Annotated in this window: 13 protein-coding genes; 5 read left to right on the forward strand and 8 right to left on the reverse strand. The window is 45.6% G+C overall.

What is annotated here, in order from left to right; genetic code table 11:
- Positions 1–27: 27 nt before the first annotated feature.
- From LDX50_RS14160 to LDX50_RS14175, 4 genes are all read right to left on the reverse strand, one after another.
- Entirely contained in the window at positions 28–720 is a 693-nt protein-coding gene (locus LDX50_RS14160; protein ID WP_225697954.1) for a response regulator, read from the reverse strand.
- 20 nt (positions 721–740) lie between these two features.
- The gene (locus LDX50_RS14165; protein WP_225697955.1) at positions 741–3,833 is read right to left on the reverse strand and encodes a sensor histidine kinase; all 3,093 of its coding nucleotides are present in this window, start codon (positions 3,831–3,833) and stop codon (positions 741–743) included.
- A 137-nt stretch (positions 3,834–3,970) separates the two neighbouring features.
- Positions 3,971–4,714 (reverse strand): YebC/PmpR family DNA-binding transcriptional regulator, encoded by a 744-nt coding sequence (locus LDX50_RS14170; protein ID WP_225697956.1) that lies wholly within the window; start codon positions 4,712–4,714, stop codon positions 3,971–3,973.
- 30 nt (positions 4,715–4,744) lie between these two features.
- Positions 4,745–5,596, reverse strand: coding sequence for a DMT family transporter (locus LDX50_RS14175; protein ID WP_225697957.1), 852 nt, complete (start codon positions 5,594–5,596; stop codon positions 4,745–4,747).
- Between the two features lie 80 nt (positions 5,597–5,676).
- On the opposite strand from LDX50_RS14175, the gene lgt reads away from it, so the two are divergent.
- From lgt to LDX50_RS14200, 5 genes are all read left to right on the forward strand, one after another.
- The gene (gene lgt / locus LDX50_RS14180; protein WP_225697958.1) at positions 5,677–6,471 is read left to right on the forward strand and encodes a prolipoprotein diacylglyceryl transferase; all 795 of its coding nucleotides are present in this window, start codon (positions 5,677–5,679) and stop codon (positions 6,469–6,471) included.
- Between the two features lie 9 nt (positions 6,472–6,480).
- Complete coding sequence (locus LDX50_RS30940; protein ID WP_275951756.1) at positions 6,481–7,701, forward strand: DnaJ domain-containing protein; 1,221 nt, start codon at positions 6,481–6,483, stop codon at positions 7,699–7,701.
- A 50-nt stretch (positions 7,702–7,751) separates the two neighbouring features.
- Positions 7,752–8,180, forward strand: a complete 429-nt coding sequence (locus tag LDX50_RS14190) for a hypothetical protein (RefSeq protein WP_225697959.1) — start codon at positions 7,752–7,754, stop codon at positions 8,178–8,180.
- A 533-nt stretch (positions 8,181–8,713) separates the two neighbouring features.
- The gene (locus tag LDX50_RS14195; protein ID WP_225697960.1) at positions 8,714–9,190 is read left to right on the forward strand and encodes a hypothetical protein; all 477 of its coding nucleotides are present in this window, start codon (positions 8,714–8,716) and stop codon (positions 9,188–9,190) included.
- A gap of 44 nt (positions 9,191–9,234) precedes the next feature.
- On the forward strand, positions 9,235–10,416 hold the full coding sequence (locus LDX50_RS14200; protein ID WP_225697961.1) for an aspartate aminotransferase family protein: 1,182 nt from the start codon (positions 9,235–9,237) through the stop codon (positions 10,414–10,416).
- Here LDX50_RS14200 and arsC read toward each other — a convergent pair.
- From arsC to LDX50_RS14220, 4 genes are all read right to left on the reverse strand, one after another.
- Positions 10,408–10,749: an arsenate reductase (glutaredoxin) gene (arsC, locus tag LDX50_RS14205; protein ID WP_225697962.1), complete on the reverse strand. Its 342-nt coding sequence runs from the start codon at positions 10,747–10,749 to the stop codon at positions 10,408–10,410. The genes LDX50_RS14200 and arsC overlap by 9 nt on opposite strands.
- Positions 10,749–11,288 (reverse strand): ATP-dependent protease subunit HslV, encoded by a 540-nt coding sequence (hslV, locus tag LDX50_RS14210; protein ID WP_225697963.1) that lies wholly within the window; start codon positions 11,286–11,288, stop codon positions 10,749–10,751. The genes arsC and hslV overlap by 1 nt, the downstream gene beginning before the upstream one ends.
- A 62-nt stretch (positions 11,289–11,350) precedes the next feature.
- Positions 11,351–13,009, reverse strand: a complete 1,659-nt coding sequence (locus LDX50_RS14215; RefSeq protein ID WP_225697964.1) for a pyruvate dehydrogenase complex dihydrolipoamide acetyltransferase — start codon at positions 13,007–13,009, stop codon at positions 11,351–11,353.
- An 85-nt stretch (positions 13,010–13,094) separates the two neighbouring features.
- Positions 13,095–16,088, reverse strand: a complete 2,994-nt coding sequence (locus LDX50_RS14220; RefSeq protein ID WP_225697965.1) for a TolB-like translocation protein — start codon at positions 16,086–16,088, stop codon at positions 13,095–13,097.
- Positions 16,089–16,133 lie beyond the last annotated feature (45 nt).

Here is a 16,133-nt window from a genome sequence, read left to right on the forward strand (position 1 = left end):
AAAAAGGCCTGTGAACCAGGCCTTTTTTTATATCTCACCCCGAAGGGATTTGCCAATCACCTCAGCTTTGCTGTGCACATGAAGCTTGCTGTAAATGTTTCGAATATGATACCGTACCGTTTCAATCGAAATAGACATCCGATCGGCAATCATTTTATAACTCAACCCATCCACCAGCGCAATCACTATTTCCTGTTCACGATCAGTAAGCACGTTCCGATGGTTTTCCTCTTTCTCCCTTTTGCCGGTAAAGGTCTCAATGACCAGCCGGGCGATCTGGGGCGACATGGGTGAGCCTCCCGACTGCACCTGTAAAATTCCTTCCTTGATATCGGGGAGCGGTGTGTTCTTCAACAGATAACCACTTGCACCTGCCCTTAACGCCGGGAAAATCTTATTGACATCATGGTATATGGTAAGTATGATGAATTCCATTGTGGGATGACGCTGCTTGAGCAGCTTCACTCCCTCAATTCCCGACATACCCGGCAGCTCTATATCCATCAACATAACGTCAGGCATGAGGTTTTCACTAAACCCGGACAATCCTTTCTCAACACTTTCATACGCACCCAGGCAATTGAATTCCGACTGACGGTCTATATACGTTTGTAATACCGTCCTGATCTGCGCATCGTCCTCAATTATACCAATTCCGATCATATCTGTCCCGTAAAGTGATTTCAAGATACCAAAAGCATCGTTTCGTGTAAACCACATGATTATGTGGTGCCAAATGGTCACCCCACCTCAATGGTGGTACCCCGATCCGGCATCGAATCCATGGCGAATCTCATACCTATCCGATCGGCACGTTTTTGCATATTTTGCAAACCATTACCCTTTTGTTCCTTAATGGAAACATTCAATTCGTTCTGCCGGGTTCCATTTTCCAGCATCATACCCCTACCATTATCGGTTACGCGCAACGAATATTTTCCATGATCAAACATTACTTCCACCAATACCTTTGTTGCCCGTGAATGCTTGCAAATATTATTTACCGACTCCTTGAAAATCAGATAGAAATTCTGTCTGAAAAGCGGATCAATAAATGCACCGGATTGCACGCCCTTTACGGTGAATTCGAGATCAATATTGAATGCCTCAAACGTTTCTGTGGCAAATTGTTTCATACGTATGATGAGGTTGCCTGCCGTATCATTTTTATGATCGATCGACCAGACGATATCGCTCATCTGACTGATCACGTCACGGCTTAATTCACCAATATTTCTCAGAAATCCATTTGATTGGTCATCTTCTTCGCTATTACTAAGAAGACTCGAATAAAGAGATATCTTGGTGAGTGATGATCCAATATCATCATGCAGGTCCTGGGCAATCTGATTTCGAAGGTTTGCCACGGCGAGTGCCTTCTGTAAACGATAATAGTGAAGAAAATAAAGCAATCCGGCAACCAGCACTATAGCCAGCGAAATGAACCACCAGGTCTGCCAGAACGGTGGATGGATCAGAATATCAAGTTGAGCAGGTGGGCCCCAAATTCCTGGCACGAGAGAAGCCTGAACCTCAAACGTATAGTTTCCGGGATCCAGGTTTGTAAATGATACTTTAGAATCAGAAATGCCACTCACCCATTCATCGGTAAACCCTTTGAGTCGATAGCGATATTCCGAAGACCCGCTTGAATAAAACTGCAGCGCGCCATATCCAATGGTAAATTCCTTATGCCTGTAATTAAGTTTGATCTGGTCAGTATAATCCAGGTTCCTCTCCAACGAAACACCATGTATGCTATCCCGAACCCCCACCCGTACCGGCCGGTTCAGAATACTGAGCGATTCAAAATGCACGGAAGGCCCATCAACAGGGGACTGAAATTCATCTTCATTTAAGATATTAAGCCCCTTATCAGATATGACCATGCTGATATCAGGCCTTGATCGGTGCAGTAAATAAAATTCTGTACCTGTCAATCCATCTTTACGGTCAAACTGGTTGTATCCTCCGTCGGATTCGAGCCGAAGTACATCCCGCCGACTGACCAACCAAGTGACCGAATCTGTTATTTTCATAATTTCGATCAGCCGCTTATCCTTGACAATCCCGGGGGGCAGGTCGAACTTCCTGAAATCAACTGAAGACATGCCATTGTACGTTGCTTCTATGAGATCATTTGCATCATTGAGGAGAACGATTCTTCCGGAAGGCGACTCAGCAATACTGTAAAAATTGAAATTACTGACCGGCATTTCAGGCTTTGCATTATCGATTACGCTTACGAACTCATGTAGTTTTTTGTCATAGAGGACAACTCCCGAACTTGTCAGGATCCATACATTACCGGATGAATCCTCGTAAATATTGTTTACATCAACGTATTCCTGTAATGAGGATTTTGGAAAGTTATAATTGCCAAAAACACCTGTATCAGGATTATAGGTCCCGTAGCCGCTCCCATATGACCCATACCATATAACACTGTCGGTAGCCAGGACAGTACTAAGTGCATTATTAGAGACACTGTTTCTCCCTGCTTCAAACAGGTAATGATCGAATATCCCCTCCCGAACATTGAAGTGATTAAGACCTCCCCCAGCCAGACTGAGCCAGAGGTCGCCCTTACCGTCTATACTCACACCGCTCACATGGTTATAGCCAATTGAAGACTTATTGGAGGCATCATGCTTAAAGTGATCTATTTGATTCGTGATGAGATTCAATTTTACCAGTCCCCCGCCGTTGGCCCCGATCCAAACAATGGAATCAGACAGAGACGCAGCAGACATGATTCCATCAATAGATAATTGATCATGCGTGAACTGCTGAATCCACTTTTTACGGGCATCAATTTTAAATAACCCGGTATTATCGGTAAGCACCCAAACAGATTCATCCTGGTCCCTGAACAGGCCGGTGATATTATCCTCCATCAGGGATGAGTTCTCACGCGTTATGTAGGAAAAATTTCTCTTTTCAGGATGATAAATATTAATACCACCCCCATAGGTTGCAATCCAAATGTCCCCGTTACCAACTTCCACCAGAGCCCAAACTGAATTATAGTTCAATGATTTTCCAGCTTCCCCGGTAGAATAATAGTGGCGCACTGAGAAATCTGATTTGGAAGTAATATGCAGCCCTCCATATGTTCCTGCATAAAATGCGTCTTCCGTTTCAAGAAAGTCACGGATCACATTGTGCTTATAGTTATCTTCTGGGTTTTCCGAATTATACCAGAGGCGGTAAAACTTTTCTTCCTTAATGTTCAACAGGCAAGTACCTTTTGTCGTACTGATGGTTATAAAGCCCTGCTCTGTACCCGGCGAAATATCGGTAATCAGATTATCGGATAAGCTATCCGGGTGATTGTACATGCGATATGTTCTGAGGGTATTTTGTTGACGGTTCCAGAAACACAATCCGCTGTTGAGGGTTCCGATCCAGAAATTCTGAAGTGAATCCTGATAAAACGAGAGCGCCACGGCCGGAAGGCGGGTAGTTGAGTCATTACGTATTTCAAAGTAATCCCTCAGGGGGTCATAGGACAAAATGGCACCAGATGCTGTGGCTGTCCAAATCCCACCGTGCGGATCCCTGTAAATACGCATGGCGGATGTTTCCGGAAATCCGGGGCCTGAAAGCTCGTTATTCAGGTAATGCCTGAAACTGGTACCGTTAAAACGGCTCAATCCTTCCTGGGTAACCATCCACAAAAAACCTGAGGAATCTTGCGCAAGTTGGTACACTTTGTTGTTGAGCAACCCATCCTCCACAGTATAATGTTCCATAAAGACCTGCGGCGATTGAGCCTTTGCGCATATGGCTGTGACAAGCAATAAAAAACATGACCATAGTTTCAGCTTCATGGCAAGTTGCATTTACTATTATTTACAACTTTTTCAGCTGATAATCAATGATCTACAGTCAATTGAGAAGGGAAATACTCATTTTTAGGTATAAAAAAAGCATGTCCCGGACATGCCTTCTAACTTTTCAAAATCAGTTACAAAGATTCAAGCTGCTCTTCGGTGGCATCAAGGTTATGATAAACCTTCTGCACATCATCATCGTCCTCCAACGCCTCAATCAGTTTCATCACTTTTTCAAACCCATCATTATCCAGACTTACATTGGTAGTAGGAATCCTCACAAGACCCGCCTCCTCAACTTCAAGCCCAAGTTCATCCAGCTTTGTCTGCATACTCCCAAAATCTTCCATCGCGCTGGTCACACTGATGTATCCTTCGTCAAATTCCACTTCTTCGGCACCGCCATCAATGAGTTCCAGGGTCATGTCATCATGATCCATTCCGTCTTTTTCCTTGATGAGAAAACTGCCCTTACGCTCAAACAAATATTCCACAGATCCATTTACCCCAAGACTTCCACCATATTTCGAGAACAAACTACGCACATTGGAAACAGTCCGGTTTATATTGTCGGTGGCACATTCCACGAATACTGCGACGCCATTAGGACCGTAGCCTTCGTAGGTAAGTTCCTGGTAGTCGACTGCATCCTTTCCTGACCCTTTATTGACCGCCCGGTCAATATTATCCTTAGGCATGTTTTGCCCCTTGGCATTCTGAATCGCCAGCCGCAGGCGCGGATTCATATCGGGGTCCCCGCCACCTTCCCTTGCAGCAACGGTAATTTCCTTGATCAGTTTCGTAAAAATTTTACCTCTTTTCGCATCCTGGGCACCCTTGCGATGTTTTATATTCGCCCATTTACTATGTCCTGCCATAAATTGAATAAAAATGATCCAGTTGTAAAATTAATTAATTTTTGGCATCCGATATTGCTTGTACCACAGATTAAGAACAACTCCGAGTAAAACAACGGCCATACCCAGGTAAGTTTGAAGATTGAAGTTTTCACCAAAAATCACCCACCCGAAAATCAGGGCATAGAATATCCCGATATAGCTCACGCTTGCCACCTTATTTAATTCCTCTTCCTGGTAGGCACGGGTCATATAATACTGTGCAATTTGTGTAAGAACACCCACCATAAGCAGGAAAACCCATTCCCAACCTGAAGGCTGAACCCACTTAAAGGCACTGTAAGCACCTGTAAGTGGCATGGTGACCAGGGGAAAATAAAATATAATCACCAGCGGGTGTTCGGAAGTCTTCAATTTCCGGATAAAATTATAGGCCAATCCGCTAAAAAATGCAGCAACAACACCAATCAGTAATAACTGCGGGGTAATGCGCGGATCAAATCCCTGTACCAGCAGCACCCCTGAAAAGGCAATAAGAAAAAATATCCATTGCACAGGTGCGACCCGTTCACGGTTAATAAAAATGCCAATTATAGTGGTGAAGATCGGGGTGATGAACTGAATTGTAACTGCAGTGGCAAGAGGAATGAGCTGTATGGTAATAAAATAAAGGACAAGCGCGATTGCTCCGGCAGTTCCCCTCAGGAGAAGCCAACCCCTGCTTTTACCCCAAATGGATACACCCTGCGAACGCAGAATAACCACACTGATCACCAGCGAGATCAGTGAGCGAAAAAACACTATCTCAACAGCAGGAATCGCTGGCAATAGTTTGACGAATACGTTCATTAAGGCAAAAACAAATGTCGCCAGCAGCATGAAGCCTACTCCTCTTGAGATCATGCCCTAAATAACACGATTTGAAATGACTTGCCCCAACCGAACTTGGCTAAATTTCCTATCTTCAGGGAAAATGCCACACTATGCATCCCATACTGTTTAGTTTTGAAGTATTCGGTAAGGAATTCACGGTTTACAGCTATGGTTTCTTCATTGTTCTTGGCGCCATTCTCGCCGTTATTTACCTGGCGCGTCAGGCAAGGAAGGAATTTAACGTACCCTTCGATACCATTAATAACCTTTTCCTTCTTTTGCTGGCCAGCGCCTTCATTGGCGGAAAGGTATTCCTGTTTTTTGAGAACCCTCCGTATTACAGGGAAAACCCGGCAGATCTTTTCTCAGGACGCGGATTTGTGTTTTATGGTTCGCTGCTTTTCTGTATTCCTGTCATGCTGTGGTATTTCCGTAAAAATAAATTACCCGTACTACCTATGCTTGATATCATGGCAATCGTAACTGTAATTGTGCATGGATTCGGACGTATTGGCTGTTTCATGGCGGGATGTTGCTACGGAAAAGAAACCCATGGATGGCTGGGGGTCATTTTTTCCGATCCGGCTTGTTTTGCCCGTCCCCTGGATACACCCCTTCACCCTACTCAGCTCTATTCAGCCTTCATGATCGCAGCAATAGGCCTGACATTGGTGATGGTAAAACGGCGTAAGATGTTTCCGGGTCAGGTGTTTTTATTGTACCTTATCCTATACGGAATTGGCCGGTCGGTCGTTGAAATATTCCGTGGCGATGAAAGCCGCGGTTATGTGATTGAAGGAATTTTATCACATTCCCAATTTATTTCTTTGCTTGTAATTGCGGCAGCCGTTTACTTTTATCGGCGTAACTACATTAATGTCAGGAAAACTTCAAAGACTTCATAAAAGGAATGCATGCAGAATTATTATGAATTGCTTGGGATTTCTTCCACTGCATCGGACGATGAAATAAAGAAAGCATATAAAAAGCTTGCAATACGGCATCATCCCGATAAAAATGACGGAAATTCTGCCGCAGAGGAAAAATTCAAACAGATCAATGAAGCCTATCAGGTTCTGTCGAACCCTGAGAAACGTTCCCGATATGATTTTATCCTGGAGTACGGCCATATCGCCTATTCCGCGTTCGAAAAAGCACAGGAGCCTGTTCGTAAAAGACCACCGATCTATCCGCGCTATGCACGGTTTAAGGATTACGGAGGCACCGATTTCGGCAGGCATAAGGAATATCAGGTTGACAGGAAGTATTTCCGGGACCTCTTTCTTTCACTGGGTTTATTCGTCATTCTAAGCGGCTTCTTCCTTGGCTTTTACTGGCTCAACGATTATATATCGCATCGCGAAATGCTTAGGATTCGTGAAGAAAGCATCTCAAGGTTAAATGAAGCACAGGAAATATTCTCCCGGGGGGATTACCGAACAGCTCTTCAGGAGGTCTCAACACTCGCCGTACGTATACCCAATGAAGAAAGATACAGCGAGGCCAGGGACCAAATGCTAAATTTCCTTCGCAGCAAGGCAGCAGATCATTTCAACGAGGGAAGTTATGACAAGTCGGTGGAAACGTATGTAATTGTCAAGGATTTCGAGGAACCCCTCAACCTGAATACCTGGTACCAGATTGCCATGTGTGAATATAAGATGGGTGAATACCGGAAAGCGGTCCATGCCCTTGATTATATTCTTATACGTGACAGGAATAACCTCTCCTTGTTGCTCGAAATTGCGGGCATATACGATCATAACCTCAATGAACCCACCGAAGCTCTGGCATATTACAACGATGCCAAGGCACTGTTTAAGAAATTCCAGGCAACCAGTTACGGGGAGGCATTCGAGCTCGTCATGCCTGTCGACCAAACACCTGATATCTACTTCGAACTTTTTATGAAACGGGCTGATCTGAATTCGCGCCTGAACAATATTGAAGAAGCCATTACCGACTGTAACTGGGCTGTCTTTCTTCGGCCAACCCTGGTTGCGCCCTACATGCTTCGTGCCCGAATGCATTTACGGCAGCAAGACGTTCGTAAAGCTTGTGCAGATTGGACGAAAGCCACTGAATTAGGAAATGAAGAGGCTGAAGCACTCCGGCGTTCAAATTGTGGTTTTTAACTTTGAAGAAATGGAAAATCAATCTATCATGCATCCATAAACTCTGAATCATGCAGCTTACTCCCGAAGAAATCAGTTCAGTTAAAGACAGTTACATACAAATTCTCAAATTATTCCTGAGCAAGGAAGTCGTTGAAACCAAATATATTACGTGTCTTCTCAAATGGGGTGTTCACCTGAATGTGAATGTTCAGGATATCAAGGCATACGAAAGTATTGCGCTTAGAAAAGAGTTTACCGATACCGCAGATAAGGCAAGATCTCTTTACAATCTCGTGTATATGATCTATCTGGATGACGTTGTGGAAGATATCGAACTGGAAATTGCAATATTGTATGCCCGGGAACTTGGAATCGACACATCGCTGGTTGGGGACTTCTTTAAGGCCATTGCCACAGCCCCTTTTGACGGAAGAAATGCACGTGACGTACGCAACGAAATTCATGATTACCTGAAATTGTATGGCATGATTGATTAGCTGGATCCGATATAAAATGTTTGATCAGCAAAATTCGGCAATGACCAATTGCCTCAAAGCACTAACCCCCAGATATTTACCGGCAAAAACTCCCTCTACAGCCGTTTAAATGATCCGAATCTCACCTCTTTATTTCTCCTTCAATCTATCTAAAAACCGTCAAAACGGCCTAAAAACGATGATTCAGGCACTTTTCGACAATTCTCCTTTACACATCACTGTATTTTAACGGCAAAGGCTGTACGTTCATCGTTTCCAGCCGTTCGTCGTCGAAGAAAGAGGTTACTGTACCCTGTCAGGGGGTATGAAAGGTAAGAATCTGTCGTTATACGGCGGAAGGGAAAGTGATGAGAGTAGCGTTATTTACGATATTATGTTTGATTTTCTCTGTTTCCGGATCTTTTGTGTCTGCACAAAACATAAGTCCCGGGAAGCAGTGTAAAGTCCTTATTAAAAAGCGTCAGGGAAAATATCACAGATCTGTGTCCCGCCGACCACGCGTTAAGAAATCCAAAGATCCCAAGCCGTTTAGAATGGCTGAAACCGAATCGTCCGTTGTGTCTGCACCTACTAAAAAGAAGGTGAAACAGCAGAAGTCAACAACTACCGAGGCAGGTCTTGCCGGAACCAATGTTATCATTTTCAACAGCATGCAAATGCCTTCTGATGATGAAATGGAAGACATCCGTAGTGAGGTAACTGAAATGATTGCTAATAAGAAGGACGGCGCACCGCTCAAACTTGACCCACTGTTGTTTAAAGACAATAATGGTCAGCTTGAAATAACAAACATGCGACCTTTCCTCATGGCTGTTGAATTTGGCAGACAGGGCAGGATCATTATTATCGACGGACATTTAGGCTCGGCAGAGGCCTCAGCCGAACGTATGGAACGTGTAAAAAGCCTGATGGTGAACATGGGTGTAGATGAGACATTGCTATCCATTACAGGAAACCAGCCCCTCGCGAGCAACACGTCGGCACCTCGTATCGATTTCACAGTATTTTAACATCGGTATTCCTCAGGTCTCAATTTCCTTTGTACTTTTGAGGCATGGAATTCAGTCACGATGTCTTTCTGAAAAATATTGCCCAGACAACCGGATCACCTTTCCTGCTGGACATTGAAAAAGCAGAAGGGTTGTATTTGTACAGTCCGTCCGGGAAGAAATACATGGATCTGATTTCAGGAATTGCCGTAAGCAATATCGGCCACCGTCATCCCGATGTTGTCAAGGCTGTGAAAGACCAGGTTGACCGACACTTTCATGTGATGGTTTATGGTGAATTTGTACAGTCTTCCTCCAACCTGCTCGCTCATCGCCTCATTTCATTCCTTCCCCAAAACCTGAATTGCTGTTATTTTACAAATAGCGGTACCGAAGCCAATGAAGGGGCCCTCAAACTGGCAAAGCGTGTGACCGGAAGAACCGAATTAATTGCGTTCAGAGGATCCTATCACGGAAGTACACATGGGTCACTAAGTGTTTCCGGTAATGAATACAAGAAATTCGCTTTCCGCCCCCTCCTGCCTGATGTCCGGTTCTTGACTTTCAACAAGGTGGAGGACCTGGATAAAATAACGCGCAAAACGGCTGCTGTGATCATTGAGACGATCCAGGGTGATGCGGGGGTCCGGATTCCAGATTTAACATTTCTACAGGCTCTGCGGCAGCGCTGTGATGAAACCGGGGCAATCCTGATATTCGATGAAATTCAGACAGGCATCGGACGTACCGGAAAATTATTCGCGTTCGAACATTATGGCATTATTCCAGACATCCTTACCACTGCCAAGGCATTGGGTGGCGGACTCCCACTGGGCGCATTCATTGCATCCTATGACATGATGCAAACGCTGACGCACGACCCCATGCTGGGACACATTACAACTTTCGGAGGAAATCCCGTTTCTTGTGCTGCCTCATTAGCAACTCTCAATGTGGTGGATCAGGTTTTACCGCAAGCAGAAGAAAAAGGCAAACTCTTCGAGTCGCTTTTACAACATCCGCGGGTAAAGGAAATACGAAGAAAGGGACTTATGTTCGCCATTGAATTCAACACGCCTGATGAGGTATATCAGATCGTCAGACTTGGCATTGAAAAAGGCATTATATGCTTTTGGTTTCTTTCCAACCCCAATAGCTTCAGGATTGCGCCCCCGCTAACAATTACCGACAGTGAGATCAGGGAAGCATGCAGAAGAATACAGGAATGCTTTGATTCCCTAAAATAACTCCTTTACATTTTCAGGCGGCCTGCCGATAACCGCCTTATTTCCGGCAACTACTACAGGACGCTCCATTAATATGGGGTTTTCAGCCAGAACATCCAGCCACTCCGCATCGGTGAGTGACTGGTTTTTGTATTTTTCCTTGTATATGGCTTCCCCCTTACGGATCAGTTCAGCGGGCTTAATTCCCAGCTTCTCAACAATATGCTCAAGTTCACCTCTGGATGGAGGCATCTTCAAATAGTCAACCACCTGCACCATCTGGCCGGCATCTTCAATAATTTTTAGCGTTTCCCGGCTTTTCCGGCATCGTGGGTTATGGTAAATGGTAAGCATCACTTGATCGTTTCTATAATCAGATTATGATTCGTGTAAATACAGATATCTGCAGCGATATGAAGACTTTCCTTAACGATTTCTTCCGCGGTTAATCCAGATGCATGTTTTTTCAGTGCCAGTGCGGCTGCCTGTGCATACATCGCACCCGACCCGATCGCAGCAATCTGGTGATCCGGCTCCAGTACATCACCTGTACCCGAAACCACCAGCAGTTCGTCCTTGTCGGCCGTTATAAGCATCGCTTCCAGTTTTCGAAGATAACGATCTGTTCTCCAGTCCTTTGCCAATTCAATGGCGGCCCTTTTCATATTTCCGCCGTAGCTGTTGAGCTTTTCGTCAAACCGCTCCAGCAGTGTAAAGGCATCGGCCGTCGAACCGGCAAAACCGGTAACAATCTTTCCTTCCTGAAGCTTACGGATTTTACGCACATTGCTCTTGGCCACATAATTTCCCATGGTCGCCTGACCATCAGCGCCTATCGCCACCTCACCGTTATGGACTATCGCCAGTACTGTTGTTGATCTTACTCTCGTCATTATTTCCTATGGTAAAAAAAACCCTGATCCGGTAACGGTCAGGGTTCGAATTTAAAATTGTCTTAAATCAGTATCCTGACCGGATCTTCAAGCAGACCCTTCAGGGTTTTGAGGAATGCAGCACCTTTTGCGCCATCCACCACGCGGTGATCGCAAGACAGGGTCACCTTCATCACGTTGCCCGGTACGAGTGCCCCGTCTTTCACTACGGCAGTTTGCTTGATACCTCCGACGGCCAGAATACAGGCGTCAGGCGGATTAATGATGGCCGTAAATTCCTCAATGCCAAACATTCCCAGATTCGAAATGGTGAATGTATTTCCTTCCCAGTCACTCGGCTGAAGCTTTTTGCTATGTGCTTTCTCAGCAAGTTGCTTTACTTCAGCGGAAATATGGGACAATGATTTATTATCAGCAAAGCGGATCACCGGAACCAGGAGTCCCTCATCAACCGCGACTGCCACTCCGATATGAATATGCTGGTTGTACCTGATTTTATCACCCAGCCAGGAAGAATTCACATCCGGATGCTGGCGAAGCGCTGCCGCAACCGCCTTGATCACCATGTCGTTAAAACTAATCTTCACCGGAGCATATTCATTCATGGATTTACGGGCCTCAACGGCCTTATCCATATTGATCTCCATGGTCAGATAGAAATGCGGTGCGGTAAATTTGCTTTCTGAAAGTCTCTTCGCAATTGTCTTACGCATTTGGGAGACTGCTTCCTCAGTAAACCGTTCCTCACCTACTACGGCAGGAATAGCCATTTCTGCAGCGCCGGACGTGGTTGCGGCTGGCTGAGCCTGGGCAGGTGTGAACTGTTCAACATCACGCTTCACAATTCGGCCGTTATCCCCGCTGCCAGGAATCTCGTCGAGCCTATATCCAAGATCCTCGGCCATCTTTTTAGCCAGTGGAGAAGCTTTCACACGGCCATTACTGGCACCACCGGACTGCGCTACCGCAGGTTGCTGAACGGGTGTTGCTTTCGCTGCACCATTGCTGGCTGCAGGAGTGCTCACCGCTTCTTCTTTAGCAGGTTCCTTTTCTGTTTTTTCTTCGGAGGCTGACTTTTGTTTATGGGCTTTCAGCAGTGTTTCGTAGTCGGCCCCTTTTTCCCCGATAATGGCGATTACATCATCTACCGGCACCGCATTCCCTTCTTCAACCCCAACGTAGAGAAGCGTTCCGTCTTCATACGCTTCAAGCTCCATGGTCGCTTTGTCGGTTTCCACTTCTGCCAGTATGTCTCCGGACTTCACTTCATCACCCTTCTTCTTCAGCCAGGAAGCAATCGTTCCCTCCGTCATCGTATCACTCATTTTCGGCATTGTGATGACCGATGCATTGATTGACGATGTATCAATCTCTGCTGCAGCAGGAGCCTCCTCTTTCTTTTCTTCCTTCGGTGCAGAAGAATCGCTTTTAGCTTCGCCTCCTTCGGAATTCATTTCTTTCAGAAGACCTGATATGTCTTCACCCTTTTCACCGATGATCGCAATCACGCCATCAACCGGAACACTATCCTTTTCCTTTACACCAATATGTAACAATACCCCGTCTTCATATGACTCGAGTTCCATGGTGGCCTTATCAGTCTCAACCTCGGCGAGAATATCGCCTGATTTTACTTTATCGCCTTCCTTTACCAGCCAGGAGGAAATCACACCTTCCTCCATGGTGTCGCTCATTTTGGGCATTCGAATTACTTCAGCCATTATTTTTGTCTTTACGTAAATGAACGTCAAAAATAGCGGTTATATCTACTTTTGACAAAATAAATGATTTCTAATTTAGTCAGTTTCAGAAATCAATATTCAGAAGAATATTAACAGTGTTTTCTCCAGTTGTTAAAAGTCTTGAATATCGTACCCCCACACCAAACTCCTGCGGGAAGCGCATCACATGCAAATCAAGGGAGGCTTCTATGCCTGCAGACCTGAAAATATCTGTCTGCTCCGGTGTTTCCAAACCGACATTATTCTTGTAATCATAGAAAAAGAATTTTGTTGTCCCTTTACCATAATCATAGAAAAGATTGGCTCTCAACCGTTTGATGAAAAGGACCGGCCCCAGTGAAATATCAGGATACCATAGTGGCAGCGTATAATTTACTCCGGCATATTGGAATTCAGGATACAAGGGATATGAATATCCCCGTGGTCGCGGTATTTGATTCCTGAAGACATACAGATCTTTGGTCAACTCCATGTCTGAAGACTGCCAGGCACCAGTAAAAAAAAGCGAATGATGCTTAAAGGCAGGCATTCCGGTCAGCTGCAATGGCGACGGCAGATAAACCGTTGCCCTTGCCGCATATGTATGCGCGCTAAAGTCCCCTCCGAATGGCGTGGAAAGCCAGCGGCCATTCAAAATAATGCCATACCGACTGTTGATATCGCGCTCACTGCGCTTCAACAGCGCATAATAGGTAACAGACAGGTTGTTCGAAATGAGGTTCCCATCAGCCAGCTCATCTTCAAAAAACAATGCAAGGCTGTCACGCGGACTCCTTAAGAGTGGAACCAGTCGCTGCACAAACACCGAATCATCCACCCTTGGCGGAGCTGTTGGATTTGTGAATTGAGAAACGCGCGTATACTCCACCCTCTCCGAAATTGTAAACTCACTGAGCATTTTGGATCTGGTCAGCAGGAATGGCAATCGAACTCCACCATAAATAGTGGTTTCCTTCCAGTCAAACACCACTTCCCGACCGTCGTCAAATCCTCCCCGGTTGGATCGGCGGTTGCCCAGTTCCACACCAAAATCAAGGATCGGATATAGCCCCTGATAGCTGATTTCTGCGTAAATATCACCAGTTTCTTCACTAAGATCATATATATAACCGGCTCGTAGCTGTGTGGTGCTCAGGACATCCTTGCTCGCTACACCCACTTCAATGGAATTGAGATCGGTGGAAGCCAACGGTCCCCAACTATGGATATTAAACATATGGGCCGCCTTGCTGTACTTTTGTACCACAAAATCCTGCTGCGGAATCGAATCGAGTATATCCCCTCCTTCCTGCGCCAGCAAAGGTTCGAAATACATTTCCGGTTGCGGCACAGAATCCGGAACCTGCTGCCAGAGATCACGCTGGATCCTTTTGCGCACCACATCCATGCCATTGAGACGATGTTCGTTGTAGATGATCCACTGACCATCTTCACTTACCTCCGGATTATAGGCGCCATATCGACTGTTGGTCACCTGGTAGTGGATACCTGCCGACCGGTCGAATGCAAAAATGTTGTCGATGCCCGTACGAGGTGTATTGTAAAATATTACAGAATCATACGGTACAGGGTGGGCGATGTTTTCATCCCCTGCATCCCAGAGAACCTGTTCTGTATTACGCAGATAATCATATGCAATGAGTTTTTTTCCCTGGTCGTCCAGCCTGACCGCGATAACCTCATCCCCGTTCCATCGTGGCATGAGATACACGGAGCCAGCCGCATTAGATGTTGTATTCAGCCGGGTTCCAGTGAGCGCATCAAGGACAACCAGCCTGCCCGTCTGATCTGTGGTTGATTCTGAGGTCACCACCTTCCGTTCATCAGGAGCGAGATCTGCACCTATGTACCTCGTGCCTTTTGAAAGAGTTTTAATTCGTCCCGTGGAAATATCATACATTTTCAACACGCTGTGTGTACGGTTTCGCCACCTCGGATCGAATTGGAATTCATTGTATACAATTTTACTTCCCCGCGCTGACAGCATTCCGGCATCGTTGATCACTCCCGGGATAAAGAGCTTTTCAGGGAACCCCTGACTATTGAACGTAACAAACTGCGAAAAATCACCCAGGCCGCTCATGAGGGCTACAATTCGGCCGTCCTCCAACTGCTGGGGATATAAATAGTCGGTAAACGTTGTTTCCTTCCTGCGGTTCACGTCACCGGGGTTATCGAAAATGACTTCCGCCTCTTCTGCCTGCCATATTTCAGACAACTCATCCATCATCATTTCATAATTCGGAACCAGGTGAGTACCGGTGTACTTCTTCATGGAATTTGAAAACGTAAATGGAACCAGGGACTTACTGAAGGCATCACCCGTAATCTTTTCCCAAATTTGCGGATCTCCTGTCCTGCGCCGTATATGAGCAACAAAGTAGTAACCAAGCTTGTAATGATCCGGCACAAAATCCTTATAACTCCGAAGGTGCTGTTTGTTGTAATTATATCTTTTTTCTTCAAGTAAATTGGCCCGGAACACCCGGCCAAAGGCGGGAATGCGTCCCCTCCCGCTTCCTGAATAAAGGGTTTCAATGAGTGTGGCATCCCCTTCCCAAAACCATCGGGGCACCGCGGCAAAGGCCATTCCAGCCTGTGTTTGCTGTCCGAATATGTAATACAGGATCTTGTTTATACCTCTGCGGCTATGATGAAACTGAACAACGTGGCGATATTCGTGGGCCGAAATCAGATCGTCCCACGTATTGGTACCTAACAGTTCTGGCCGCGGAGATGGCATCAGATTGAACTCAGAACGCCATGGGCCCATGGTAACAAATGCATTGCTGATTGATTGAAACTGATTAAGAACGATTGGAATTCTGGGTACAGGCGTAACAGACATGGTCTTTGCCTCCTGCCCCTTCAGATGTTCGAGTGTATTAGCAATTCGCAGCGCCTGTTGATCGTAACCCGACGGGAAGATAACCTGAAAGGAAGGTGTAACCACCTGGTCCCAGCGGACAGATCCGGGATTACTGTTCAGAACCGGCGCCTGGGCAAAGGATCCGCTGAACAGGAACAGCATAAAAAAAAGTATGGCACCCTTTCTCATAATAAAGACCCCTAATGTAATAAAATTTACCTGCCTCATTTCAAC

The sequence above is a fragment of the Fulvivirga sedimenti genome (genome assembly GCF_020328055.1).

Coding starts and splice junctions, on each gene's coding strand:
- LDX50_RS14215 (WP_225697964.1), bottom strand. CDS start 13,009: ATGGCTGAAGTAATTCGAATGCCCAAAATGAGCGACACCATGGAGGAA.
- LDX50_RS14160 (WP_225697954.1), bottom strand. CDS start 720: ATGTGGTTTACACGAAACGATGCTTTTGGTATCTTGAAATCACTTTAC.
- LDX50_RS14165 (WP_225697955.1), bottom strand. CDS start 3,833: ATGAAGCTGAAACTATGGTCATGTTTTTTATTGCTTGTCACAGCCATA.
- LDX50_RS30940 (WP_275951756.1), top strand. CDS start 6,481: ATGCAGAATTATTATGAATTGCTTGGGATTTCTTCCACTGCATCGGAC.
- LDX50_RS14220 (WP_225697965.1), bottom strand. CDS start 16,088: ATGAGAAAGGGTGCCATACTTTTTTTTATGCTGTTCCTGTTCAGCGGA.
- LDX50_RS14175 (WP_225697957.1), bottom strand. CDS start 5,596: ATGATCTCAAGAGGAGTAGGCTTCATGCTGCTGGCGACATTTGTTTTT.
- hslV (WP_225697963.1), bottom strand. CDS start 11,288: ATGACGAGAGTAAGATCAACAACAGTACTGGCGATAGTCCATAACGGT.
- LDX50_RS14195 (WP_225697960.1), top strand. CDS start 8,714: ATGGCTGAAACCGAATCGTCCGTTGTGTCTGCACCTACTAAAAAGAAG.
- LDX50_RS14200 (WP_225697961.1), top strand. CDS start 9,235: ATGGAATTCAGTCACGATGTCTTTCTGAAAAATATTGCCCAGACAACC.
- lgt (WP_225697958.1), top strand. CDS start 5,677: ATGCATCCCATACTGTTTAGTTTTGAAGTATTCGGTAAGGAATTCACG.
- LDX50_RS14170 (WP_225697956.1), bottom strand. CDS start 4,714: ATGGCAGGACATAGTAAATGGGCGAATATAAAACATCGCAAGGGTGCC.
- arsC (WP_225697962.1), bottom strand. CDS start 10,749: ATGCTTACCATTTACCATAACCCACGATGCCGGAAAAGCCGGGAAACG.
- LDX50_RS14190 (WP_225697959.1), top strand. CDS start 7,752: ATGCAGCTTACTCCCGAAGAAATCAGTTCAGTTAAAGACAGTTACATA.